The sequence below is a fragment of the Paenibacillus sp. UASWS1643 genome, assembly GCF_008693195.1.
Lineage (GTDB): Bacteria > Bacillota > Bacilli > Paenibacillales > Paenibacillaceae > Paenibacillus > Paenibacillus amylolyticus_B.
The window spans coordinates 31,807-55,907 of sequence record NZ_VXKZ01000108.1; the positions used below are offsets into that span (position 1 = coordinate 31,807).

Here is a 24,101-nt window from a genome sequence, read left to right on the forward strand (position 1 = left end):
CAGAGGGATTGCGTTTACATAGTGATTAACTTTGAACCGTGAGTGAGGAGTGAGCTGATGGATCGTACATTTTTGATGGTGAAGCCGGATGGTGTGCAGCGTGGATTGATCGGTCGAATTATTAGCCGTCTGGAAGACAAAGGATTTAAGTTGGTGGCAGGCAAATTGGTGCAGATGTCTGAGGATCAGGCAAAACGCCATTATGCTGAACATGAGGGCAAACCGTTTTTCGATGATTTGGTTCGTTTTATCACATCTGGGCCTGTATTTGCCATGGTGTGGGAAGGGGACGATATTGTGGCGCTTGCGCGCATCGTCATCGGAAAAACCAATGTGAAGGAAGCAGCTCCGGGTACCATTCGCGGAGACTTCGCCAGCCACACACCACATAATCTGATTCACGGAGCAGATTCACCGGAAAGTGCTTCCCGTGAAGCAGCAAATTTCTTTGCTTCAGATGAACTGGTGGTATACGACAAGAGCATCGCAGCCTGGTTGTAATTATTAGCCAAAAGGGTGATACACGATGCTGGAGCAAGAACAACTACTAGACCCGGATTACACCGGATTCATTCGTAAAATCAAAGAGAGCACAGGCATTGATCTTGCTCAATACAAGGAAGGCCAGATGAAAAGAAGGCTGACCACACTTCGCAACAAAAACGGGTTTCATACATTTTCTAACTTTTTTGATGCTATGCAAAAAGATAAATCATTGTTCTACGAGTTCCTTGATCGTATGACCATTAATGTGTCTGAATTCTGGCGTAATCCCAATCGTTGGGAAGTGCTGCGGGACGAGATCCTGCCTGAACTGCTAGGGTCCAAGCGTCGTGTCAAAGTCTGGAGTGCGGCTTGTTCAACAGGTGAAGAGCCATACACACTCGCCATGATTTTGGACACGATGGGCATTTTGAAGGACAGCTCGATTACGGCAAGTGACTTGGATGAAGGTGCATTGGCCAAAGCCAAAGAAGGGCGTTATATGGAACGCTCACTTAAGGATGTGCCAAAGGAAACGGCGAACCGTTACTTCAAGCAGGATGGCTTGGTATACCGTATTGATGAGCAACTCAAAAATTCGATCAAGTTCATGAAACAAAATTTGCTGGTGGACCGTTTTGACGATGGGTACGACCTGATTGTGTGCCGAAATGTCATGATCTATTTTACCGAGGAAGCCAAAAACCTGTTGTATCACAAATTTGCAGCAAGTTTGCGTCCAGGCGGTATTTTGTTTGTGGGCAGTACGGAGCAGATCTTCTCCCCAGGACAATATGGTCTGGAGACAGCAGAAACATTTTTCTATCGGAAAAAATAATGATAATGGTTGTTCAGCCGTCTGAAGCACATGTACATGTGTTCAGGCGGTTATTTGTATACCAAGTACAAGAAAGAGCCGACTTTCTTGTCAAAGCCGGTCAGCTATACTATAATAAGCAAAGAAATTATGGGATTTTAGCAATGTGAAGTTTAACAGTTTAAAGGGGGAACGTATTATGAGTTTACGCTATTTAACCGCAGGGGAGACGCACGGACCCCAATTGACCGCTATTATTGAAGGATTGCCAAGTAATTTGACGATTGATTTTGAAGAACTGAATTTCCAGCTTCACCGCCGCCAAAAGGGATATGGTCGTGGACGCCGGATGCAGATCGAGAAAGATCAGGCGAATTTCGTTGGTGGTATCCGTCACGGATATACAACAGGTGCTCCGGTAGCGCTGGTTGTTCAAAATAATGACTGGAAACATTGGCAGAATATTATGAATATTGAGCCGATCGAAGGCAGTGACGAAGAGAAACGTCGCGTTCATCGCCCTCGTCCCGGACATGCTGATCTGAACGGTGGACTCAAGTATAATCTCAAAGACTTGCGTAACGTACTGGAGCGCTCCAGTGCACGTGAGACAACGGTACGTGTGGCATGTGGTGCCATTGCACGTCAATTCCTGGCTGAATTTGGAATCAAGGTAGCTGGACGTGTACTTCGTATTGGAGAGATCGAAGCTCCGTATCAGGACCTTCCGATTGATGAACTGATCGAAGTGACAGAAGCCTCCTCTGTACGTGTTACGGATGCTGAGACAGAGAAGAAGATGGAAGCCTACATCGACCAGATTAAACAAGAAGGCGATTCCATCGGAGGAATAGTGGAATGTATCGTTGAAGGTGTACCTATTGGTCTTGGTAGTTATGTTCAATACGATCGCAAGCTGGATGCACGAATCGCTCAAGGCGTAATGTCCATTAATGCATTCAAAGGTGTAGAGATTGGTATCGGATTCGAAGCCGGAGTCATTCGGGGATCACAGGTGCATGATGAAATCATGCATACGGACGAGCGCGGCTACCACCGGGCAACCAACCGTCTGGGTGGATTCGAAGGTGGAATGACGAACGGTATGCCAGTAGTTGTACGTGGTGTGATGAAGCCGATCCCAACGTTGTATAAGCCACTGCAAAGTGTGGACATTGATACGAAAGAAGCATTTACGGCTCAGGTTGAGCGCTCGGACGCTTGTGCTGTACCCGCAGCGAGTGTGGTTATGGAGCATGTTGTAGCGTGGGAAATTGCCAAGGCATTCCTGGAGAAATTCGGCGGGGATTCCATGGAAGAGATCCGTGCGAATGTTGCTAGTTATAACGCTCAACTGGAGAATTACTAATATGCGTCAGCTGACGGTAAAGTTGGAGGAACGCTCATATCCGATTCTGATTGGTAGCGGCCTATTGGCACAAGCACCTCAATATTTTGAGCAATATGGCTTGACCAAAAAAAGTCCGTTACTCATCATTACAGATGAAAATGTGGCTCCCAAATACTTGTCAGGTTTGGAGCAAACACTGCGTACGGCTGGTTATACAGTCGTATCGGCGGTTGTGCCCTCTGGTGAAACATCGAAATCCCTTTCGGTATACCAGGATATGATGACTGTTGCGATCGAAGGCAAACTGGATCGGAGTTCTGCGATTCTGGCCCTAGGTGGTGGTGTCGTAGGTGATCTGGCTGGCTTTGTTGCCGCTACATATATGCGTGGAATCAAGTTTGTTCAAGTACCTACAACGATTTTGGCGCATGACAGCAGTGTAGGCGGCAAGGTGGCTGTCAATCATCCGCTGGCCAAAAATATGATCGGTGCATTCCATCAGCCCGAGCTTGTACTTTATGATGTGGATACACTTCAATCCTTGCCGCCACGAGATGTTTCGGCAGGGTTGTCAGAGATGTTGAAGCACGGACTGATCCGGGATGAGGCTTTTGCACATTGGTGTGAGGAACATGCGGAAGAACTGCTTGCGCTTAATCCGGAAGCATTGGGATACGGCTTGGAGCGCGGGTGTGGTATTAAGGCAGAGATTGTATCCAGAGACGAACGTGAAAATGGAGAACGTGCGTTGTTGAACCTGGGACATACGATTGGTCATGCCATTGAAGCGATTGCCGGTTATGGAGAATTCTTGCACGGAGAAGCGATCTCGATCGGTATGGCTGGATCAGCATTGCTTGGTGAGAAGCTTGGTGCGCCAGCGGGGCTCTATGAAGATACGGTCCGCATGCTGCGTTCACTCCGCCTTCCGACAACGATGCCTGCGCATCTCGACACGGATGCATTAATGGAAGCGATGATGCATGATAAAAAATTCCGTGAAGGTCACATGGTGTTTATCATTCCTGATCGGATCGGGGCTGCAAGAATTGTGAAGGACGTACCTGTGTCGGCAGTTCGGGACGTCATTGAAATGCTCAGGAAGGGAGAATAACAGCAATGGTCACACGGGGAATTCGCGGGGCTACAACAGTCACGCAGAACAACGAAGAACAGATTTTGAAGGAAACGGCTGTATTGTTGCAGGAGATCGTGGATCGCAATGAGATCCAACCGGAAGATATCTGCAGTGTGTGGATTACGTTAACTGGGGATCTGGATGCTGCTTTCCCGGCAAAAGCTATTCGCCAACTGGATGGCTGGGAACTCGTACCACTAATGTGTGCACTGGAGGTTCCTGTTAAAGGTGCCTTGGCGCAGTGCATTCGTTTCATGGTGCATGTCAATACCAACAAAGCTCAGAATGAAATTAACCATGTGTATCTGAACGGTGCACAGGCATTACGTCCGGATTTGGCAGCACCTTCTGGCTCTTAAGTAGTGGGTTGTCAAACCGATCATAATGATGTATAGTGAGAACCAGTTGAGTAGAGTTGAGATTGAGCTGAGAGCAGCTGAGCTAGTGGAGTATATAGCAGAGTCCAGTGGGTGGTAACCGGGGCAACAGAAACCGGTCAACTGATTCACGGTACGTCGTGCTACGGAATAGGTAACAGGAGCAGGGAAAACAAACGTGTCATAGGACACCTTTTGTTTTGATATATTTTGGTACAAACACAATCAATGCACTCTCCTATATTTTACGAAATATTGGAATGGGAGTTGAAGTGTTATAACTGATTTATTTTCCCGGTTGGATGATGTGAGATGCATCAATTCAGCGACCTGTGAATAATCCGACAGCGAAGTATAGGGACTTGTTATTTATGAAGCATCACCCTGTTAAATACAGCTTATAACCAAACCTCTACCTGATGGTAGAGGTTTTTTCATTGTATATTGAATTGTTTCTTCTTCCCCTATAAGTTCAACTAATCTTTTACACGATAACGAAGAGGACAGAAATAACGTGAAGAAGCGAAGCGTTCGCCTTTATCCCCGGATTTTCCCTTTAGAAAGGGAATCAAAAAATCTGGGGATAACAGCGATCGGAAGGTTGTTCTGTCATCGGAGTGCTCAGTGTAACCTCTTTAGTTGAACTTACCTAAATCTGAAAGGACGTGATCTGATGATAACGCCAAACGTTAATCAAGTACTGAAAATGTCGAATGAGTATAATCTGATTCCGGTAGTCAAACGGATTCTGGCAGATATGGAGACTCCGATTCGTATATTCCGCCGTTATGCTGACAACGACCGGGCATTCCTGCTGGAAAGTGTAGAGGGGGGTATCCAATGGGCGAGATACTCGTTCATCGGTACAGATCCGTTCCTGATGATTTCGGCCAAGAAGGGCCGGATTGTTGTAGAAGAAGCAGGGAAAACTCGTGAATTGCCAGGCAAACCGATTGAAGAACTGAAAGCACTGCTGCGTAAGTATCGCAGCCCAAAAGATGATGAACTGCCACCATTCACAGGTGGAGCAATTGGTTTCTTCGGATATGATCTGCTGTCCTATTATGAGAAACTTCCAGCTCACGCGCTGGATGACTTGAATATGGATGACATTCGCTTTATGTTCTGTGACCAGATTATTGTGTTTGACCATGTGAAGCAGCAGATGCTGCTCGTCGGCAATGTACACGTCAAGGACGGTGCAACGGATGACGAGATACGTCAAGCGTATGCAGTGACTTCGGAGAAGCTGGAGCAGGCCGCAGAACGTTTGCAGCAGCAAGGACCAGGGGAGAACCTGAATCCGCGTTCTATTCCGGGAGACGTGGAACTGGGGGATATTCGCTCCAACCTCACGAAGGAGCAGTTTATCGGTAATGTAGAGCAAGCCAAAGATTACATTCGCGCAGGTGATATTTTTCAAGTGGTATTATCCCAGCGTTTCCACATTGATACGGAAGTTTCTCCGCTTCACGTGTATCGTGTGCTTCGGACCCTGAATCCATCACCTTATATGTACTACCTCAAAATGGATGATGAGATTATCGTGGGTACTTCGCCTGAAGCGTTGGTCAAGGTGGACGGGAATCGTGTGGAGACACGACCGATTGCAGGCACACGTCCAAGGGGGGCAACAGAAGCGGAAGATCGTGCACTCGCTGCTGATCTGCTCCAGGATGAGAAGGAACGCGCGGAGCATCTGATGCTAGTTGATCTGGGGCGTAACGATCTGGGCAGGGTATCCAGCTTCGGCAGTGTGAAGTGTGACATGTTCATGGAGATTGAACGGTATTCTCACGTTATGCACATGGTATCCAACGTAACGGGCGAGCTTAGAGAAGATAAGGATTTCTTCGATGCATTCCTCTCTTGCTTGCCAGCGGGTACCGTATCCGGTGCACCGAAACTGCGAGCAATGGAGATTATCGCGGAACTGGAGAAAGAGGCACGGGGTGCTTATGCAGGAGCAATCGGATACCTTGGTTTCTCGGGTAACATGGACTCCTGTATTACGATTCGTACGATTATTTTCAAAAAAGGAAAAGCATATGTACAGGCCGGAGCGGGAATCGTATGGGATTCTGTGCCTGAGAATGAATATGAGGAAACGGTTAACAAAGCTAAAGCATTGCTCAAAGCGATTCGAACAGCAGAAGCAATGTTTCCTGCCAAAGAAAAGGACAGCACATTGAGACTGGCCAATGCAGACTACTTTGTCACACCAGCGGCCGCCAAGAACTGAGAGAGGAGAGACCGGAGATGAACATAAACCCAATAATGAATGAGAACCCTGTAACCCCCATTGCTGAGATTACTCGTGAGGAAGGCATGAAGAATGGCCTGGCGAAGATTTTGGAGGGCAGCCATCTGGAGCAAGCCGAAGCAAGAGATTTAATGTACTCGATTATGAGAGGTGAGGCAACACCGGCTCAAATCGGAGGTTTGCTGATGGCGCTGCGGATGAAAGGGGAAACGGTGGATGAGATCACCGGTTTTGCTGAAGCGATGCGTGGTCAAGGCGGACGGATTCTCACAGATGGCAGCGGCTTGCTGGACACTTGTGGAACAGGTGGATCGGGAATTCATAAATTCAACATCTCCACAGCATCTGCCATTATTGCTTCCGCCGTCTCGGTTCGGGTCGCCAAACATGGCAACCGTTCAGCTTCAGGCAAAGCAGGTAGTGCAGATGTATTAGAGGCACTCGGTGTAAATATCCATCTTAACGGGGAACAGGCCAGACAATGTCTGGATGATATTGGAATCTGTTTCTGTTTTGCCCAGGTATATCACCCTTCCATGCGACATGCGGCAGGACCGAGAAAAGAGCTCGGTGTTCGTACCATTTTCAATATGCTCGGACCGTTAACCAATCCTGCGGGAGCAGATCGTCAATTGCTTGGCCTGTATGATCGTTCCCGGACGCCGATGATTGCTGAAGTACTGAATCGTCTTGGTCTTAAAAGAGCGTTGGTCGTGGCCAGCCATGATGGTCTGGATGAAATCAGTATCTCGGCACCGACTCAGGTATCTGAACTTCGCAATGGTGAAGTGCACACCTATGATATTGATCCACGTGATATGGGCTTGTCTCTGCATCCGCTTGAAGCGGTACTTGGAGGAGATGCGGCACAGAATGCCGAAATTATTAAGAGGATCTTCCAGGGTGAGCAGAGTGCCTATCGCGATGTCGTTCTGTTGAACGCCGGAGCGTGCATCTATGTATCCGGTCTTGCAGATAGCATCGCTGAAGGGGTGACACTTGCCGCAGAAGCGGTAGATTCGGGCAAAGCTGCCGGGAAGCTTGAACAGTTAATTCATACAACGGAGGCGTACAGTCATGTATCTTGATCGAATCGTTGCAACCAAACATAAAGAAGTAGAAGTATTGGCAAAGACATTTCACATGGATGAGGCTATCCAAAAAATCGAACAACTCCCCGCAACCCGGGGGTTTGAACAAGCACTATCAAGCGGACGCAATCGCAAACTCGGCCTTATAGCTGAAGTGAAGAAAGCTTCGCCATCCAAAGGGTTAATTCGCCCGGATTTTCATCCGGTAGAGATTGCTGCTGCTTATGAGCGAGCAGGTGCAGACTGCATCTCCGTATTAACGGATGTGTCGTATTTTCAAGGGAGCAACGAGTACTTAAAGGCGATCCATCAAGCGGTGAATATTCCGCTATTACGCAAGGATTTTATTATAGATGAACGACAGATTGCCGAGGCAAGATTACTGGGTGCGGATGCGATACTGCTGATTGCCAGTATTCTGACACCTGAACAGATTCGTCAATATCTGGGGTTTGCCAAAAGTTTGGGGCTGGACGCTTTGATTGAAGTCCATGATCGAACAGAATTGGAGCAGGTATTGGAGATTCCGCAGGCAACACTAGTGGGCATCAACAATCGTAATTTGAAAACATTCGAAACCAGTCTGAACACGACACTGGATTTGATGGAATTGATTCCAAGTGGTGTTACCTTGATTAGCGAAAGTGGTATTGACGGACCAGAATCAACAGTACCTCTGATCCAGGCCGGTGTTCATGGTATTCTCGTAGGTGAGCATCTCATGCGCAAGGATGATGTCGAGGCGGCTGTATATGATCTGATGGGACCCAAATGATGAATACTTCCATACACGATGGCACAGGTGACAGTATGTCAGAACTGAGAAACCCGCTGCCAGCGGCCGTAAAAATATGTGGACTTCAGGACGTTGAAGTGCTAAAATCGATGATAAACTTGCCTGTGGATTACATTGGTGTTGTTTTTGCCAAATCACGCCGTCGAATCGAACCTGAGCAGGCTGCTGCATTAAGAACGGTGTTGTTCGAATGGTCTACCTATGATCGGCCGAAGCTTGCAGGTGTATTTGTGAATCCTACGCTCGAAGAGTTGGAATACATTATGGAGATTTCTCACCTGGATGTTATTCAACTGCATGGACAGGAGTCTGCGGAATTCTGCCATCAGGTGAAGCAGCGGTGGAATGCCGAAATATTCAAGGTTTTTTCTTTTCCCAAAGATGAAACAGGTCCGGAAGCTGATGATGCAGCCATAAGGGCTCTTGATGCTTACGATAAATTCGTTGATGCGATATTGCTCGATACCCATGATCCTCTATATGGAGGGGGCTCCGGGGAAACGTTTGCCTGGGAGCGAATTCCTGCCTATGTGGAATGGGCGAAAAGTCGCGAAATCTCTCTGTTCGTTGCAGGAGGTTTGCAGCCGGACAATGTACAACAACTAATACAGACATATGCACCTTTCGGCGTCGATGTATCCAGCGGCGTGGAGACTGAAGGTGTGAAGGATATTGCCAAAATTACAGCATTCGTAGAAAGGGTGAAGCAGGCATGACACATCAATTGCCGGATCAACACGGGCGTTTCGGTCACTTCGGAGGCCGCTTTGTACCTGAGACACTAATGAACGCACTCATAGAGTTGGAGGAGGCATATAGCCACTTCTCTGAAGATGAGGAATTCAACAAGGAACTGAACTATCTGCTAAGCGAGTATTCTGGACGTGAAACGCCATTGTATCATGCAGAGCAATTATCACGCCGATTGGGCGGACCGAAAATTTATCTGAAACGTGAAGATCTTAATCATACTGGCGCGCACAAAATTAATAACGCCATTGGACAAGGTTTGCTTGCCAAACGGATGGGCAAAAAGAAAGTCATTGCCGAAACAGGTGCAGGTCAACATGGCGTTGCAACGGCAACCGTAGCCGCATTGCTTGGATTGGAATGCAAAGTATTTATGGGCGAAGAAGATACAGAGCGTCAGCAGTTAAACGTATTTCGGATGAAGCTGCTCGGAGCAGAAGTGATTCCGGTTACGTCCGGAACACGGACACTGAAGGATGCTGGTAATGAAGCGCTTCGCTACTGGGTCAGTAATGTGGAGGATACGTTCTATGTGCTCGGATCAGTGGTTGGTCCTCATCCATATCCGATGATGGTGCGGAATTTCCAACGTGTGATTGGTGATGAGACCCGTCGTCAGATTCAGGAGATCGAAGGGCGTTTGCCAGATGTAATTGTAGCAGCTGTCGGTGGAGGAAGTAATGCGATTGGTATGTTCTATCCATTTATCGGTGATCAGGATGTGAAGCTTGTTGGTGTTGAAGCCGCAGGCAAAGGGGTCGAAACCGAGTATCACGCTGCGACGATGACCAAAGGTACGCATGGTGTATTTCAGGGATCTATGAGTTACCTGTTGCAGGATGAGTATGGACAGGTTCAGCCAGCGCATTCCATCTCGGCCGGACTTGATTATCCGGGTGTTGGTCCAGAGCATTCCTATCTCAAGGATATTGAACGGGCAAAATATGTACCGATCACCGATCAGGAAGCATTGGATGCCCTGCAACTCCTATGTCGGACGGAAGGAATCATTCCTGCTCTGGAGTCTGCACATGCGGTAGCTCAAGTTGTCAAACTGGCGCCTGAACTTACAGCAGATGATATTGTAGTCATTTGTCTGTCGGGACGTGGAGACAAGGATGTTGAATCGATCATGAAATACACGGGAGGCGACTTGGGATGAATCTGATGGACCAGACCTTCCAGCAATTGAAGCAACAGAATCGCACGGCACTTATTCCATTCTTAACCGTGGGAGACCCGGATGTGGATACAACGATTGATATCATCAAGGAGCTTGAGCAGGCCGGAGCGGATATTTTGGAACTGGGTGTTCCTTATTCCGATCCACTTGCAGATGGCCCAGTCATTCAGCGTGCTTCCGAACGTGCGCTGAAAAGCCAGATTACCATACGTACTGTTATGGAAACCGCGGCAAAAGCTCGTAAGGCAGGTGTGAAACTGCCGTTTGTACTGTTCACCTATTATAATCCGGTATTGCAGACAGGCCTGGATGTATTCTTTGATGAATTGGTCAAACACGATATCAGTGGCATGATCATTCCGGACCTGCCGATTGAGGAAGCGGAAGAGATGCGAGAACGCGCAAATCGTGCGGGTGTTCATCTGGTGCCGCTTGTTGCACCTACATCTAATGCCCGGATTGAGCGGATTGTAACGGGAGCGAGTGGCTTTATCTATTGTGTATCATCCCTTGGGGTAACCGGAGAGAGAGCTTCTTTCTTTGATGGCGTAGAGAGCTTCATTGAGACGGTGAAAAGTCTGACAGACCTCCCTGTAGCGGTAGGTTTCGGTATCTCCAGTCATGAGCAGGTGGAACATTTCTCCCGCATCTGCGATGGCGTTGTTGTAGGTAGTGCCATTGTTCGTCAGGTGGAAGATGCGATTCCTCTGCTTGAAAATCCGGATACGCGTGCAGCAGGACTGTTGCAAATTCGCAACTTTGTGGCACAATTAAAGGGATAGGGATGTCCTGAAAGGACATCTTTTGGACACGTGAGGTGCACGATGATTCGTGTCTAACATTATTTCAATAAAAGGAGGCGGTCGGGTTGAAACCGAAATCCCAGATTGTCAATCTGCCTGTGTACCAGCCGGGCAAACCGATTGAAGAAGTGAAACGTGAACTGGGGCTTGAACAAGTCATCAAGCTGGCCTCCAACGAAAACCCGTACGGCAGTTCTCCTGCCGCTCTGGAAGCCATTACGAGAGAAATGACTAATATAAGCATATACCCAGACGGTAGCTCGGTTGAGCTGACGGGAGTTCTTGCCAAGCATCTTGGCGTTGAACGGAACAACTTAATATTTGGTTGTGGTTCCGATGAGATTATTGCTTTGATCACAAGAGCTTTCTTCTTGCCGGGTGACGAGACCATCATGGCAGATCAGACATTCTCCGTATATAAAAGCAATGCAGATATTGAGGGTGCCGTGACCATCGAAGTGCCTCTGAAAGATGGCACGCATGATCTGAGCGCGATGCTCGCGCAAATTAACGACAAAACCAAAGCAGTATGGGTGTGTAATCCAAATAATCCGACAGGTACGATTATCTCCGAACAGGAACTTACAGCCTTTATGGACCGTGTGCCTGCTCATGTGATGGTCATACTGGACGAAGCTTATTATGAATTCGTAACCGATGAAGCATATCCGCAAAGCATACCATTGATCGAACGGTATCCGAACTTGGTCATACTGCGGACATTCTCCAAAATTTACGGTTTGGCTTCACTCCGGATCGGGTACGGCATTGCACGTCCCGAAATTATTGATTTGATTAACCGTGTACGTGAACCGTTTAACACCTCCCGTTTTGGACAGGTTGCGGCAACCGCTGCACTACTGGATCAGGATTTTGTTCAAGAGTGCTCGAAGCGGAATGCAACGGATCGGGATTACCTGCAAAATGAATTTACACGGTTGGGATTGTCATATTTCCCTTCACAGGGTAATTTCATTATGGTTGATCTGGATATGCCTTCAGCAATTGCGTTCCAATCCTTGCTCAAACAAGGCATTATCGTTCGCCCAGGATTCCACGTATACCCAACTTACATTCGTGTGTCCGTCGGAACATCAGAACAGAATCGTGCATTTGTCACGGCACTGGAGAACACGCTGGCTGAGAAGGCGGTAGCACGCTCTTAATACTGGCGATGAAAGAGTGAGGACCCATGAAACTAAAAATTGCAATGATTGGTGTAGGACTCATCGGCGGTTCACTGGCGCTCTGCTTTAAAGGCAAGCCAGATGTAACCGTGATGGGCTACGCCCACTTGGATGAACTGAAGGACAAGTACATAGCGAGCGGTGTAGTGGATGATGCTACGCTCTCTCTGGAAGAAGCGGTAGACGATGCCGACTTTATTTTTTTGTGCGTTCCCGTAGGTTTGCTTGAATCCTATTTCGAAAAGCTCTCCAAGCTGCCATTGAAAAAAGGATGTATCATCACGGACGTAGGAAGCACTAAAGCTTCCATTGCCGCATGTGCCGAGCATGTGCGGTTGACTGACGCTTACTTCATTGGTGGTCATCCTATGGCGGGGTCGGAGCGTGCAGGCGTAGATGCGGCCTCAGCTGTGTTGTTTGAGAATGCATACTATGTCTTAACTCCTTCAGAACATGTACCTGAGGAAGCCTACAGCAGGCTGTCTGAGCTGCTTGCGTATACGCGGGCACAGATCGTGCGTGTGGAGCCTCTGCTGCACGATGACATCGTGGGGGCGATTAGTCATCTGCCACATGTTATTGCTGTTGCGCTGGTGAATCAGGTGCGTGAATATAATGAGTCGAATCCACTGTATAAAATGCTGGCTGCAGGTGGTTTTCGGGATATTACCCGGATTGCGTCCAGTGATGCGATTGTGTGGAGAGATATCTTGCTTAGCAACCGTGATGTACTGCTGGGCTTGCTTAAGGACTGGAATAGCCAGATGACGGCCTTTACGGATATGCTGGAGCATAAGAACGGTGAAGGCATAGAGGAGGCATTCCGTCAGGCCCGCGAGTTCCGCAGTATATTACCAGAACGACGCAAAGGCATGATTTCGCCTTTATTTGATCTATATACTGATGTCCAGGATGCACCGGGTATGATCGGTAAGATTGCAACTGAGCTTGGTGCGAATGATATCAACTTGAGCAACTTGGAGATTATCGAAAACCGGGTGGATGTGCCGGGTATTATGCGTCTGTCTTTCCGTCAGGAAGAAGATATGGAACGAGCCAAGACGTTATTGGATTCCTTAGGCTATCAAGTGTGGATATAAGACGTGAAAGGGGGCGAAAGCCCTCTTTTTTGTGAGGTAATATTGAAGTTCATATTTGATTTTCAGTCACAGAAAAAAGGATGTATTATCCTGAATTACCGAAAGATATAATTAATTCAAACAATTTTACTGAAAGTGTTGACAAAATGAAAACGTATACATATAATAAGGGTACAGTATGGTTTCTCTCCACTCCTATCCAATAACTGTATTGCTCCACGTGAGCAATGGCCGCTTATGTAAGCGGTCTTTTTTTTGTCTTAAAGAGTTATGGGTGAGACACTGATATGTTAAAAGTTACACTTAAACTTACACCCTCTATTTACATCTCCCTCCTTAATCTGTTAGGATACCTTAGATCAAAAAAACATCACATTTTTGTAACCTTTTCAGTACGTCGTCCGTCTATATAAGAGAGGCTTACCAAAAAGGCTCAAAATGAAGTCATGAACGTGAAAATGACTGCATATGAATGACAGGTCGGGTTCTGTGGATGCCAATGGATTTGCCAGGATGATGCAGACCGTTGTACAATAATACTGTTAATGTAGAAACGTTGGGGAAATTGCCATTACATAGGGGAATTTGGCGGGAAGGCCAGTTATGGCGCTGAACGCTTTTTATATGCGGTGAGAACCGCAACTTTTTTGTGCCTGTTCGGTAATACATGGATAGAGTCGAACGGGGAGAAGCACATGGATGGGCGAGGAGGGGTCGCACTCAAATGACGGATTCCCAGTTGATTCGAGAGATCAAGGAAGGTAACCTGGAGTTATATTCCGAGCTGATGAGTCGTTATCAGCGTAAAATACTGGCTTTCGTATATCATATGTTGAAAAGTTCCAATATGGAGCTGCTTGCGGAAGATCTCTGTTCTGAGACTTTCTATAAGGCGTTCCGCAGTCTGCACTCTTTCCGTGAGGTGGATGCCTCATTCTCAACCTGGTTATATACCATTGCGAGAAATACGGTACTGAGTGAGCTTCGCAAACAGCGCAGCGGAAATGTCCCACTTGAAGAGAGCGGGATTGTTCCCGTTGCTCCTTCGGAGAATACACCGGAGTATGCTGTACTACGCAGCGAGCGGGTGATGCTGGTTAGGGATGCGATTAACAATTTACCGGAGAAGCAGCGTTCTGCGATTATACTCCGTGAGTATGATCAACTAGACTACCAAGAGATTGCGAATATTCTTGGGCAGAGCGTCAGTTCTGTGAAATCGCTATTATTCAGAGCAAGATCAAGCGTAAAAACTCAATTGGAACCTTATTTCTTCGAACCGGTGTACGAGCCATATGAAGGGATGAAGAACCGATGAATTGCAATGAAGCCCAGGAACTGTTTGCACTGGTCTGGGACTTGCCGGAAACTCATCCTCAGCGGATTGCATTTCATGCTCATCTCGCTGGTTGTGAAGAGTGCTCCGAGCAGTTTGAGGTCTGGGAAGAAGCTCAGATCTTGCTGCACAGCATTCCGGTTCCAGTGACAGAACAACAAGCAGAGAGAGTGAACCGTAACGTGATGGACCGGATCTATGCGGAGTCTCCATGGTTACTGCCGGAAGAGGTAAAGGTTAATCGTTTCTCTGCTGTGATCCGCAAGCATATGTCTTTGTGGATTGCCGCGTTCCTGGCTATTTTTTTATGCAGCTTTCTGTATATGGCAATGTTTAAGCCAGACGTATCAGAAGCTGAGCAAACCAAAGTTGTTACTACGGGTATCCTGGAGACAGGGGTTGCCGGAAGCGGACCATCGTCCTCTGGAATGTATCAGTACAACATGACTGGAGCGGACAGAGGAAGTATCATAGAACCTTTTGTTGTGAGCATGGGACCTGCTTATCCGCAGTATTGGATGGCACTCTCTTTACTTGCAATAGGAATGGCGTTATTTTCTCTTGGACGTATGCATCGAACAACGAATAAACGCAAACAAGGTGCGAGTGCATAGGTAATAACCTTTCGTTCGCCGTGTGGAGAAATGAGGGATGTAAGTGCGAATCGGGCTTATTCGTCACGGTCTTACAGACTGGAATGCGGCGGGCCGTATACAGGGTCAGACGGATATTCCTCTGAATGGAGAAGGTCGTGAACAGGCAGAGCGCCTGGGAAGACGTCTGCTGAAGGAAGAATACCAATGGGACTATATCATCACAAGTGGATTATCGCGGGCACAGGAAACAGGGGAGATTATCTCCAAGCTGTTGAATGTACCTTTACTTGAGCCGGACGCACGGTTGAAAGAAAGGGCTTTTGGTCAGATTGAAGGTCTGACTTCAGAAGAACGGGTTGCCCGTTGGGGCCAAGCCTGGGAGACATTGGACTTGGGACAGGAGCAGATAGCGGATATCCAGATTCGTGCACTGGCGTTTCTGGAAGACCTATGGTCTGCCTATCCGGACCAAAACGTACTCATTGTCACTCACGGAGCTTTCTTGGCCAACCTGTTAACAGCCTTGTTTAAAGATCGGTATACAGAACGGATTGGAAACCTGTCGCTGACGATCCTGGAAAAGGAACGTGATGACTGGAGTCCGCTGTTATATAATTGCACACGACATCTGTCTTTGGACACTGCGAAACAACCTGAGTAATCCAACTTGGGTTGTTTTTTTGCATTTTATGGGGAAATAAAGACTTTATATGATTTCAAACCTCTCATTTTTCTTCTGATTGACCAACTTGGGGCATAGTATGGTTTAAAACATAAAAGATTTCCAAAAAGAGGTTTAGATTATGGGAATTCCGTCAACGATGTTTACAAAACCAAACTATTTCAGGCTCCGAATCAGCAGTCGAAGTAGTTAACGGGCGAGGCGATGGACCCATGAATCTAGCGGATATGCTTACTTTTGCCGATATTGGCCAGCTTAATCGAATAGCAGACTATTACCAATGTGAATGCAAGCCCAATTCCAAACACGAACTCATCCAGAGTATTCTCACTACATTGGGCAGCAGACCCTTTTTTGAGCAGCAGGTACGTCAACTGAATCAAGCAGATCAGCGCTTTTTGAACAACTTGTTGTTTGATCCTCGCCAGTATTATGGTATGGAAGAACTCATTGCCATAGCCCGTCAATCGATGGACAAAAAGGAGAGTGAGGCTGGCGCGAGTCCACGTGATCTCATCGTTCGCTTTAATAAGAGTGGATGGTTGTTCAATGGGACAACGCAGCAGACCAGGTATTTGTATCAGGTACCCCAGGATCTGAAATTAAGATTCAGGGATGTGTTATCCACACATCTGCGAGCAGGGATTACCAAAACAACGGAACCACCCATGTATCGGGATGAATATCATCTCTTAGCGGATGATCTCAAGTTGTTCCTGCAGTTTGTCCAGCAGCACGAGATTGCCCTTAACGCTGAAGGAATGATGTACCGTCGCTCTCAACAGCAGATTATGGAGCATCTGCACATTAGTGAGGAATTGGTGGGCAAAGGTGGATGGAGATTCGGATATGGCCGTTCCTTCAAGGATTACCCGGATCGTTTTGCACTTCTCTACGACTATGCATTTCACCATCGGCTGGTTCGTGAGGAGCAAGGCACGCTGAAGCTATCACCAGCTGGAGAAGACAAGCTGGGGGCAGAGAAAACAGCAGAAATGATACAGCTATTTAGGTTTTGGTTAAGATTGTATAAAGGTGCTATTCCCAATCTGTCCTCTATTGTGTACTGGACAGGCGAATGTGCCCAGGAATGGTCAACCGCCGAGTCGCTGTTTCGTCAGATCGGTCCATTCATTCAGCCGTTCTATTATGATACGGCCGAGGCCATCTATGATAACAGAATTGTTAAAATGATGTTGCATCTTGGCATGGTCCGTATTGGGGAACATGAGGAAGGCAGGACTATACAAATGACAGCCTGGGGCACACGTCTTGCTGCATCCTGTCGCTCCATCTCAGGAGACATTACACCTATTATGTTTGACAAGTGAAGGACAAGTTGCTAAAATCACTCCCAAATTAAGGAGTGATAATAATAATGATAATTCCATACAAAGGTCTACAACCTCAGTTACACCCTTCGGTATATATGGCTGAAGGTGCAAAACTGATCGGTGATTTGAGAATGGGAGAAGAGTCTTCCGTCTGGTTCAATGCAGTCCTGCGGGCTGATTTGGCTCCTATTATCATTGGAAAGCGCTGTAATATTCAAGATAACGTTGTCGGGCATGTCAATACTGATCAACCTTTGATTGTGGGAGATGATGTTTCAGTAGGACATACAGCGATCATTCATGGTTGTCGTATTGGAACAGGATCATTAATCGGCATGGGAGCCATTCTGCTGAATGGAGCCGAAATTGGCGAATATACGCTGATTGGAGCCGGTTCTGTTGTTACTGAGAATAGTAATATTCCGCCCTATACTCTTGCTTTGGGTACACCTGCCAAAGTGATACGTGAGCTGACTGATGCCGATCTGGAGCGGATGTCCAGAACTTCACTGGGTTATGTTACCAAAGGAAAAGAATATAGGAGCTCTTAAATCCGTTTTGGAGGTGCATCCTATTGGATAAAATGAAAGTTACGTATGAAGTCATGTTGGGGCTGGCAGCTGAGATGGTGTGGGACGAAGCGCTTCGCAAACAGCGCAGCGAGAAGCTCTATTTGGAAATCGATAAAGCGTTAGCTACCGGAGACGAAGTAGCTTTCCGGAGTCTGACGGATGAACTGAGGACCATAAACTGATAGGCAAAATATATCCTTTCTGAGATAAAAGGGAATGCGCAGAGGCGTATTTCCTTTTTTGATATGTGTAATTCTGAAATGAATGTCTGGATTTATAAGATATGGTCATATATAATATGGGAATAAAATGGATAGAGAGGGGATATAGGGAATTGAAATTCAGTGAGATGACTCAAGACAGCTGGGCTGAACTGCAACTCTATCTGGATACATGCCTTATTCCATACACAGCTATTAGCGGTGAGCAGTCGCCAGTTGAAGCTACCGAGGCATTGGAGCGGCTGAGAGATTTTCTGGATCTGGTCGAAATTCCTTTCAAAGGGAGAATCATGACTTATCCAGCCTTTCATTATGCTAATTCGGAATTGTCAATGACATTAAATTCCTTGTCCGCACAGCTTAAATCCTCAGGATTCAAATATGTGGTTATTATGTCATCAGATGGTCATTTGGATGGCGTGGACATTCCATCTGCTGATCTGGTTTTGAGTCGGTCCGTCTTAACTCATGAGGTTGGAGAAGAAGGGATTGCGAGATTTGTAGGGGAAAAGATACGAGAGTTGTGGAAAAAATAGTTTTTAGCGACAAATGTGACAATTTTACAACAATTTTTTAATAACGCTTACAATTGAACCTTAAAAATGTGTGACAAATTCTTGACGGTGTTCTAGGGCTACTATATGATTATGTATGTTCTAGTAAGTCGTGGAATTTATGAAAATGAAAACGTTTGAGAGAGTTGGCTGAAAAAGGGGGTTGGAGACAGTATGAGCAGTGAGCATGACCACGAAGCTTCATTGAAATTGCCAAGCCGCATGGAGATGTCACGCAGGCAGTTCTTGACGTACACGCTTGGTGGAGCTACAGCCTACATGGCCGCCGGTGCAATCCTTCCTATGGTCCGTTTTGCGGTGGACCCGATTTTGCAACATAAGGGAGAAGGCACCTCTGTCAAAGTAGCTGAAATCAGCAAAATTACGAATGAGCCTCAAGAATTCACCTTTGAACTTAAACAACAGGATGGTTGGTATCTGAGTAATGCATCGTTAGTGGCGTGGATTCGCAAAGACGAGCAGGGTAAAATTTATGCACTCTCACCTATCTGTAAACATCTGGGATGTACAGTAGGCTGGAATAGTGACAAGCAGTACCCTGACGAGTATCATTGCCCCTGCCATGGCGCGCACTATGACAAGGAAGGGAAGAATCTTGCCGTAGCCCCCAAACCGCTGGATGAGTACGTAGTCAAGGAAGAGCAGGGTTGGGTATATCTGGGCGACATTGTTCCGAACACCCGAGTGAATTAGGAGGCGTGAACGCAGATGTTTAAAAATGTCTATGACTGGATTGACGAGCGTCTCGACATCACGCCAATCTGGCGGGACGTTGCGGATCATGAAGTTCCAGAGCATGTAAATCCGGCTCATCACTTTTCCGCATTCGTGTACTGCTTTGGTGGATTGACGTTCTTTATTACTGTTATTCAGATTTTGTCAGGCATGTTCCTGACCATGTATTACGTACCTGATATTATCAATGCCTACGCAAGTGTGGAGTACCTGCAGACCAAAGTAGCCTTCGGCCAAATTGTTCGCGGCATGCACCACTGGGGAGCCAGTCTGGTTATCGTAATGATGTTCTTACATACGATGCGTGTGTTCTTTACAGGCTCTTACAAGGCACCGCGTGAAATGAACTGGGTTGTCGGCATGCTGATCTTTTTCGTCATGTTGGGCCTGGGGCTGACAGGGTACTTGTTGCCATGGGATAACAAAGCCTATTTTGCAACAAAAGTAACACTGGAGATTGCCAATACGGTTCCTTGGCTGGGACCGATTATTAAAGAATTCCTGCAAGGCGGTACGATTGTCGGTGCACAGACACTAACCCGATTCTTTGCCCTGCACGTATTCTTCCTCCCCGCTGTGCTTCTGGTGCTTCTGGTCGGACACTTTATCATGATCCGCAGACAGGGCATTTCGGGACCACTATAAACTGAGAAGGGAGGAATCGCAATGGCTCACGGACATAAGAAGGATGATGAGGAAAAGGTTATCTTTGTCGGTGATTCACGGGTCCGTAAAGGGGCGGGCTTCATTACCCCGCCTGATTACACGGCGTATCCCGGCAAATCAGAAGCCTTTATTCCCAACTTCCTGCTGAAAGAATGGATGGTTGGTGTCGTTGTATTGGTGGGGATTCTGGTTCTCACGATCTCAGAACCTGCACCTTTGGGCTATCCGGCCAATCCGAGCGCATCCGTAATTCCTATGCCGGACTGGTACTTCCTTTTTCTGTATCAGTACTTGAAGTATCCATACGCATCGGGCGATTACGTTCTGCTCGGCGTACTGGGGGTCAGCGGAGTCGCTTTTGGAGCTTTGCTGCTGGCACCATTCCTGGATACAGGCAAAGAGCGGCGTTTCTATAAACGCCCAATTGCTTCATCACTGATGATTTTGTCGGTCATTTCTGTATTCTACCTGACGAATGTAGCGTGGACGCACTACGAGCATGAGCTGGAAGCAAGTGGACAGAAGCCTGAACATATTCAACGTGAAGAAGAAGCGCTGGAGAGGCGTGAAGAGGGGCTCCCACCAGTTTCCAACGCACCTGGACAGCAAGAGGAAGTTGCGATCGTAGAACAGGATGATCCTGCAATGGAAACGTACAAGAAGGCTGGGTGTATTGGCTGTCATGCGGCTGATATGAAGGGTGCAAGTGGACCTTCACTTCGGGGTGTGGGTGACAAGCACAGCCAGGAAGAGATTCTGACCATTATCAAAGAAGGCTACAACGAGATGCCTCCTCAGTACAATAGTGCTATTGCTCAAGGCGTCACAGATGAAGAGATTACTCATCTGACCGAATGGCTTGCGAAACAGAAAGCAGAACAGTAAAATCGAAATAACCAATGAAACCTGATCGTTTATGCGGTCAGGTTTTTTGAAGTGTTTTTTTGGACAGCACTGTATCGTGCACAACATGTGAAGAAGGAAGGGGTAGGGAATGTGGCTTTATCGTATTTCTGGAGTAGGGAATTTCTAACCAATCGTTATTTCCTGTGGCTATTATTTTGGTGTAATGCGGTAGGAACGGTATACGGATACATCTGGTACGGAGAGCAAATGAAATTGACGCTGGCTGAGCAGCCGGTTTGGCAGGTCGTATTTGTACCAGATAGCCCAACAGCGAGTTTGTTTTTTACTTTAGCGTTGTTATGGGTCTTGTACCCACCACGGTCCATCATGATCAAACGGATCGGTCATGTGATTCAGGCGCTTGCCGTGGTCACATCTGTGAAATATGGCGTATGGGCCGTGTCCATTATTTTCGCTGGGTGGATGCAAGGCGGTACACAGCACTGGCAAGATTGGATGTTGATTGCTTCGCATAGTGCAATGGCCATTGAAGCTCTTATTTATGTACGCTTTTTCGGCTTCCGCTGGGCTTCCCTTGTCGTTGCAGGTCTCTGGACGCTGTTGAACGATACGATGGATTATACATATGATATTTACCCTTGGTTACCCGGTTCCCTCTATGATCATGTAGATGGTGTGCGTAATTTCACATTCGGACTTACACTGGTGAGCATTCTGTGCGCGTGGCTAGCCTTAAGACAAGCGAAACGAACCTGATATCCGATCTTGAGCTTGTTCTAATGAACTGTCCCCCGCCATACATTGGTGGTGGGAGGGATGTCCATGAAGAGAACGTTTGGGATCAAAACTGGCTTACTGGTGGTATCGTTCATGGCTCTGTTGCTTTGGACGAACTTAGCATATCGTGTATCCGCGCAAAGTGAAGCATTAAATTCGAATTCAGATCAGCAAGTGTCCACAAGCAATTCAATTGCACAACTGAATGAGGAAGCAGCCATATTGTATCGGCAGGCGCTCGAGAACAATATTGAAGAAGTGCGAGGAAGCATTCTGCGCATTAGTAAAAGTTTGGAGCATATTTCCTTTGAGGGACAAACGACAGTCGAGGGTATTCACGCCTTGTCCGAAACCGTAGTTGAAGTGAAACAAGCCGTTGTGAAGGTGAAGAATGACGATGCTTCTCTTCAGCAATCCTCTGCCAAACTCAGACTTGCAGCAGATAGTCTAGCAAATCCAACCAAGCCTTTATGGCTTCAGTATTATAAAATCGTGAAAAACGATCTGGACGCTTTATCTGCTGCTACAGATCAAGGGCAAACTGCGGCCGTACTGGCAAACCGCTACACCGTTCTGGAGGAGCATTTTGAGACGATTCGTCCTGCCGCACTGATTCGCCGTGAACCGTATGAGATTGCTCAGATGGACGCCTGGTTATCTCATACCAAAGGGCTTACCGCTGCCAAGCAACCTGATCTGGCACAATTAAAGAGCATGGTGGGCCATGGGGAGGAACTGGTGAACCAGTTGTTTGGTCGCGAGAAGGACGAGAGTGCCTTTGTACCGTTTGTACAGGGTCCTGATCGCAGGGCAGCAGGGTTGCTGATTAGTTCTGTCATTGTGGCGACGCTAAGTTACGCCGGATATCGTAAATATCGTGCGCAGCAACAGGGGATTTTTCCTTTTCGGCGTTAATCGGATATGAACTTGATCGTGGTATATAAAAAAAGACCTCTTTCACATAAACAGCCACTATAACGGCTCTTCATGCGAAAAGAGGTTTTCTTGTAGTTTCTGTATAGTGCGTCAACTTTCTTTGAAACCTTCTCCATGTACATCGTGAACATCGCTGATGATGACAAAAGCTCTGGGGTCAATGGAACGTACAATGGTCTGCAGACGCCTGAACTCTTGCCTGGAGATTACACAGTAGGCCATGTGTTTGGCCTGTTTAGAGTACGCGCCAATGGCTGGAATGAGGGTAACGCCACGATCCATATCCCGTGTGATCTGATCCGCAATCTCGGGTGCATGGTCACTAATGATCATAAATGCCCGGGCAGAATATGCACCTTCCTGAATAAAGTCGATGACTTTGGAAGCGATGAATACAGCTACAAGCGTATACAGAATTTTTTCTTTGGGAATGTAGATGAGAGAGAGCCCGATAATGACGAAGTCGATGCCCAGTAATACTCGGCCCATACTCCATCCATACTTGCGGTTGAGAATACGGGCAATGATGTCTGAGCCACCCGTCGTTCCGCCCCAACGAAATACGATGCCAAGACCGGCTCCAAGGGTGACACCTGCATATAGTGCAGCTAACAGTAAGTCATTCTCGGTATGTAATGGTTCAATCCAGCCCAGATGAATCAACTTCTCAAACAACCATAGAAAAACGGTTAGTGCCCCGATTCCGATACCCGTATAGATCATCTGTCTGCCGCCCAAAATTTTGAGCCCGATCAGAAAGAGGGGAACATTCAGAATCAAGGTTGTAAGTGAAGGTGAGATGCCAAAAGCGTAATTGATCAGCACCGTAACCCCGGTAAGGCCGCCTTCCATAAGCTGATTGGGGATAATGAAATAGAGGAGCCCAAAGGCATATAAGGCTGTACCCAGCACGATGGGAAGAACCAGTTTAACTTGAATCCAGGTTTTGGCAGTGCTCATAAGATCCCTCGCTGTAGATAAATTAGAATGAAGAAGCAATCATTCCCATCTAGTATACCTGTTTATTGATTCTTTAAAAATGATTTGTAGATGATGATGGTGGAAGTGAATCTAAATAACTGATATTATTAGGAACAAATACGACATCATTTCAAAAGGAGAATCCGTTCTCATGGAGAAAAGCATCGCAGAAATGCAGCGTGAGGTTGATCAGTATATCTCCCAGTTCAAGGAGGGGTATTTCAGTCCTCTGGCCATGTTGGCCCGGATGTCTGAAGAGGTTGGGGAGCTTGCCAGGGAAGTGAATCATGAGTTCGGCGAGAAGCCGAAGAAATCTTCCGAAGCAGCCAATTCCATTGAACTTGAGCTTGGAGATATTTTATTTATCACGATTTGTTTTGCGAACTCACTCGGCATTGATCTGGCTGAGGCGCACGACAAAGTCATGCATAAATTTAACACCCGCGATGCCAATCGGTGGACTCCCAAAAACACCGATTAGGCG

Annotated in this window: 27 protein-coding genes; 26 read left to right on the forward strand and 1 reads right to left on the reverse strand. The window is 47.0% G+C overall.

Features of this window, described 5'->3' with window-relative positions; translation table 11 throughout:
* Nucleotides 1-57 precede the first annotated feature (57 nt).
* The 25 genes from ndk to FE296_RS14750 all read left to right on the forward strand — a co-directional run bounded on the left by ndk (nt 58) and on the right by FE296_RS14750 (nt 22,615).
* Nucleotides 58-501, forward strand: coding sequence for a nucleoside-diphosphate kinase (gene ndk, locus FE296_RS14630; protein ID WP_017687704.1), 444 nt, complete (start codon nt 58-60; stop codon nt 499-501).
* A gap of 25 nt (nt 502-526) precedes the next feature.
* Complete coding sequence (locus FE296_RS14635) at nt 527-1,321, forward strand: CheR family methyltransferase (RefSeq protein ID WP_062835189.1); 795 nt, start codon at nt 527-529, stop codon at nt 1,319-1,321.
* A gap of 178 nt (nt 1,322-1,499) precedes the next feature.
* Entirely contained in the window at nt 1,500-2,669 is a 1,170-nt protein-coding gene (gene aroC / locus FE296_RS14640; RefSeq protein ID WP_124116209.1) for a chorismate synthase, read from the forward strand.
* A 1-nt stretch (nt 2,670) separates the two neighbouring features.
* The gene (gene aroB / locus FE296_RS14645) at nt 2,671-3,765 is read left to right on the forward strand and encodes a 3-dehydroquinate synthase (RefSeq protein ID WP_124116210.1); all 1,095 of its coding nucleotides are present in this window, start codon (nt 2,671-2,673) and stop codon (nt 3,763-3,765) included.
* Nucleotides 3,766-3,770: 5 nt separating this feature from the next.
* Nucleotides 3,771-4,148, forward strand: a complete 378-nt coding sequence (aroH, locus tag FE296_RS14650) for a chorismate mutase (protein ID WP_047843558.1) — start codon at nt 3,771-3,773, stop codon at nt 4,146-4,148.
* 691 nt (nt 4,149-4,839) lie between these two features.
* Complete coding sequence (trpE, locus tag FE296_RS14655) at nt 4,840-6,408, forward strand: anthranilate synthase component I (RefSeq protein ID WP_036607674.1); 1,569 nt, start codon at nt 4,840-4,842, stop codon at nt 6,406-6,408.
* Nucleotides 6,409-6,476: 68 nt separating this feature from the next.
* A complete protein-coding gene (gene trpD / locus FE296_RS14660) occupies nt 6,477-7,517 on the forward strand; it encodes an anthranilate phosphoribosyltransferase (protein WP_091034830.1) in 1,041 nt (346 codons plus the stop codon).
* Entirely contained in the window at nt 7,507-8,295 is a 789-nt protein-coding gene (gene trpC, locus FE296_RS14665) for an indole-3-glycerol phosphate synthase TrpC (protein ID WP_124116213.1), read from the forward strand. The genes trpD and trpC overlap by 11 nt, the downstream gene beginning before the upstream one ends.
* Before the next feature lie 35 nt (nt 8,296-8,330).
* Nucleotides 8,331-9,032, forward strand: coding sequence for a phosphoribosylanthranilate isomerase (locus tag FE296_RS14670; RefSeq protein ID WP_124116450.1), 702 nt, complete (start codon nt 8,331-8,333; stop codon nt 9,030-9,032).
* A complete protein-coding gene (gene trpB / locus FE296_RS14675) occupies nt 9,029-10,228 on the forward strand; it encodes a tryptophan synthase subunit beta (RefSeq protein WP_017687714.1) in 1,200 nt (399 codons plus the stop codon). The genes FE296_RS14670 and trpB overlap by 4 nt, the downstream gene beginning before the upstream one ends.
* On the forward strand, nt 10,225-11,031 hold the full coding sequence (gene trpA / locus FE296_RS14680; protein WP_124116215.1) for a tryptophan synthase subunit alpha: 807 nt from the start codon (nt 10,225-10,227) through the stop codon (nt 11,029-11,031). The genes trpB and trpA overlap by 4 nt, the downstream gene beginning before the upstream one ends.
* A gap of 86 nt (nt 11,032-11,117) precedes the next feature.
* Entirely contained in the window at nt 11,118-12,218 is a 1,101-nt protein-coding gene (gene hisC / locus FE296_RS14685; RefSeq protein ID WP_150365415.1) for a histidinol-phosphate transaminase, read from the forward strand.
* A 26-nt stretch (nt 12,219-12,244) separates the two neighbouring features.
* A complete protein-coding gene (locus FE296_RS14690) occupies nt 12,245-13,339 on the forward strand; it encodes a prephenate dehydrogenase (RefSeq protein WP_124116217.1) in 1,095 nt (364 codons plus the stop codon).
* 724 nt (nt 13,340-14,063) lie between these two features.
* Complete coding sequence (locus FE296_RS14695; RefSeq protein ID WP_036607662.1) at nt 14,064-14,657, forward strand: RNA polymerase sigma factor; 594 nt, start codon at nt 14,064-14,066, stop codon at nt 14,655-14,657.
* Nucleotides 14,654-15,289, forward strand: coding sequence for an anti-sigma factor family protein (locus tag FE296_RS14700; protein ID WP_036607660.1), 636 nt, complete (start codon nt 14,654-14,656; stop codon nt 15,287-15,289). Before FE296_RS14695 ends, FE296_RS14700 begins: the two co-directional genes overlap by 4 nt.
* Nucleotides 15,290-15,332: 43 nt before the next feature.
* Nucleotides 15,333-15,932: a histidine phosphatase family protein gene (locus FE296_RS14705; protein WP_124116218.1), complete on the forward strand. Its 600-nt coding sequence runs from the start codon at nt 15,333-15,335 to the stop codon at nt 15,930-15,932.
* A 233-nt stretch (nt 15,933-16,165) separates the two neighbouring features.
* Nucleotides 16,166-17,284 (forward strand): hypothetical protein, encoded by a 1,119-nt coding sequence (locus FE296_RS14710; RefSeq protein ID WP_036607656.1) that lies wholly within the window; start codon nt 16,166-16,168, stop codon nt 17,282-17,284.
* Nucleotides 17,285-17,331: 47 nt separating this feature from the next.
* Complete coding sequence (locus tag FE296_RS14715; RefSeq protein ID WP_124116219.1) at nt 17,332-17,838, forward strand: gamma carbonic anhydrase family protein; 507 nt, start codon at nt 17,332-17,334, stop codon at nt 17,836-17,838.
* Nucleotides 17,839-17,861: 23 nt separating this feature from the next.
* Nucleotides 17,862-18,041: an IDEAL domain-containing protein gene (locus tag FE296_RS14720; RefSeq protein WP_017687723.1), complete on the forward strand. Its 180-nt coding sequence runs from the start codon at nt 17,862-17,864 to the stop codon at nt 18,039-18,041.
* 152 nt (nt 18,042-18,193) lie between these two features.
* Nucleotides 18,194-18,616, forward strand: coding sequence for a DUF2487 family protein (locus FE296_RS14725; protein ID WP_124116220.1), 423 nt, complete (start codon nt 18,194-18,196; stop codon nt 18,614-18,616).
* 192 nt (nt 18,617-18,808) lie between these two features.
* A complete protein-coding gene (locus tag FE296_RS14730) occupies nt 18,809-19,348 on the forward strand; it encodes a QcrA and Rieske domain-containing protein (RefSeq protein WP_036607648.1) in 540 nt (179 codons plus the stop codon).
* Nucleotides 19,349-19,363: 15 nt separating this feature from the next.
* Nucleotides 19,364-20,035 carry a menaquinol-cytochrome c reductase cytochrome b subunit gene (gene qcrB / locus FE296_RS14735; protein ID WP_017687726.1) on the forward strand — a complete coding sequence of 224 codons (672 nt, stop codon included), beginning with the start codon at nt 19,364-19,366 and terminating at the stop codon, nt 20,033-20,035.
* 21 nt (nt 20,036-20,056) lie between these two features.
* Nucleotides 20,057-20,941: a menaquinol-cytochrome c reductase cytochrome b/c subunit gene (locus FE296_RS14740; protein WP_124116221.1), complete on the forward strand. Its 885-nt coding sequence runs from the start codon at nt 20,057-20,059 to the stop codon at nt 20,939-20,941.
* Nucleotides 20,942-21,052: 111 nt separating this feature from the next.
* A complete protein-coding gene (locus FE296_RS14745) occupies nt 21,053-21,679 on the forward strand; it encodes a DUF1405 domain-containing protein (RefSeq protein ID WP_150365417.1) in 627 nt (208 codons plus the stop codon).
* 66 nt (nt 21,680-21,745) lie between these two features.
* A complete protein-coding gene (locus FE296_RS14750) occupies nt 21,746-22,615 on the forward strand; it encodes a sporulation protein YpjB (RefSeq protein WP_190945232.1) in 870 nt (289 codons plus the stop codon).
* Nucleotides 22,616-22,726: 111 nt separating this feature from the next.
* Here FE296_RS14750 and FE296_RS14755 read toward each other — a convergent pair whose 3' ends face one another.
* Nucleotides 22,727-23,596 (reverse strand): YitT family protein, encoded by an 870-nt coding sequence (locus FE296_RS14755; RefSeq protein ID WP_036607636.1) that lies wholly within the window; start codon nt 23,594-23,596, stop codon nt 22,727-22,729.
* Nucleotides 23,597-23,768: 172 nt separating this feature from the next.
* On the opposite strand from FE296_RS14755, the gene FE296_RS14760 reads away from it, so the two are divergent.
* Nucleotides 23,769-24,098: a nucleotide pyrophosphohydrolase gene (locus FE296_RS14760; protein ID WP_017687732.1), complete on the forward strand. Its 330-nt coding sequence runs from the start codon at nt 23,769-23,771 to the stop codon at nt 24,096-24,098.
* Nucleotides 24,099-24,101: the final 3 nt, after the last annotated feature.

Excerpts from the sequence above, each read along its gene's own strand:
- ndk (WP_017687704.1), top strand. The coding sequence starts at position 58 with ATGGATCGTACATTTTTGATGGTGAAGCCGGATGGTGTGCAGCGTGGA.
- FE296_RS14755 (WP_036607636.1), bottom strand. The coding sequence starts at position 23,596 with ATGAGCACTGCCAAAACCTGGATTCAAGTTAAACTGGTTCTTCCCATC.
- FE296_RS14635 (WP_062835189.1), top strand. The coding sequence starts at position 527 with ATGCTGGAGCAAGAACAACTACTAGACCCGGATTACACCGGATTCATT.
- FE296_RS14760 (WP_017687732.1), top strand. The coding sequence starts at position 23,769 with ATGGAGAAAAGCATCGCAGAAATGCAGCGTGAGGTTGATCAGTATATC.
- trpA (WP_124116215.1), top strand. The coding sequence starts at position 10,225 with ATGAATCTGATGGACCAGACCTTCCAGCAATTGAAGCAACAGAATCGC.
- FE296_RS14710 (WP_036607656.1), top strand. The coding sequence starts at position 16,166 with ATGAATCTAGCGGATATGCTTACTTTTGCCGATATTGGCCAGCTTAAT.
- trpC (WP_124116213.1), top strand. The coding sequence starts at position 7,507 with ATGTATCTTGATCGAATCGTTGCAACCAAACATAAAGAAGTAGAAGTA.
- FE296_RS14690 (WP_124116217.1), top strand. The coding sequence starts at position 12,245 with ATGAAACTAAAAATTGCAATGATTGGTGTAGGACTCATCGGCGGTTCA.
- FE296_RS14670 (WP_124116450.1), top strand. The coding sequence starts at position 8,331 with ATGTCAGAACTGAGAAACCCGCTGCCAGCGGCCGTAAAAATATGTGGA.
- trpE (WP_036607674.1), top strand. The coding sequence starts at position 4,840 with ATGATAACGCCAAACGTTAATCAAGTACTGAAAATGTCGAATGAGTAT.
- aroB (WP_124116210.1), top strand. The coding sequence starts at position 2,671 with ATGCGTCAGCTGACGGTAAAGTTGGAGGAACGCTCATATCCGATTCTG.
- trpB (WP_017687714.1), top strand. The coding sequence starts at position 9,029 with ATGACACATCAATTGCCGGATCAACACGGGCGTTTCGGTCACTTCGGA.
- FE296_RS14740 (WP_124116221.1), top strand. The coding sequence starts at position 20,057 with ATGGCTCACGGACATAAGAAGGATGATGAGGAAAAGGTTATCTTTGTC.
- FE296_RS14715 (WP_124116219.1), top strand. The coding sequence starts at position 17,332 with ATGATAATTCCATACAAAGGTCTACAACCTCAGTTACACCCTTCGGTA.
- FE296_RS14730 (WP_036607648.1), top strand. The coding sequence starts at position 18,809 with ATGAGCAGTGAGCATGACCACGAAGCTTCATTGAAATTGCCAAGCCGC.
- FE296_RS14750 (WP_190945232.1), top strand. The coding sequence starts at position 21,746 with ATGAAGAGAACGTTTGGGATCAAAACTGGCTTACTGGTGGTATCGTTC.
- FE296_RS14700 (WP_036607660.1), top strand. The coding sequence starts at position 14,654 with ATGAATTGCAATGAAGCCCAGGAACTGTTTGCACTGGTCTGGGACTTG.
- qcrB (WP_017687726.1), top strand. The coding sequence starts at position 19,364 with ATGTTTAAAAATGTCTATGACTGGATTGACGAGCGTCTCGACATCACG.
- aroH (WP_047843558.1), top strand. The coding sequence starts at position 3,771 with ATGGTCACACGGGGAATTCGCGGGGCTACAACAGTCACGCAGAACAAC.
- aroC (WP_124116209.1), top strand. The coding sequence starts at position 1,500 with ATGAGTTTACGCTATTTAACCGCAGGGGAGACGCACGGACCCCAATTG.
- FE296_RS14695 (WP_036607662.1), top strand. The coding sequence starts at position 14,064 with ATGACGGATTCCCAGTTGATTCGAGAGATCAAGGAAGGTAACCTGGAG.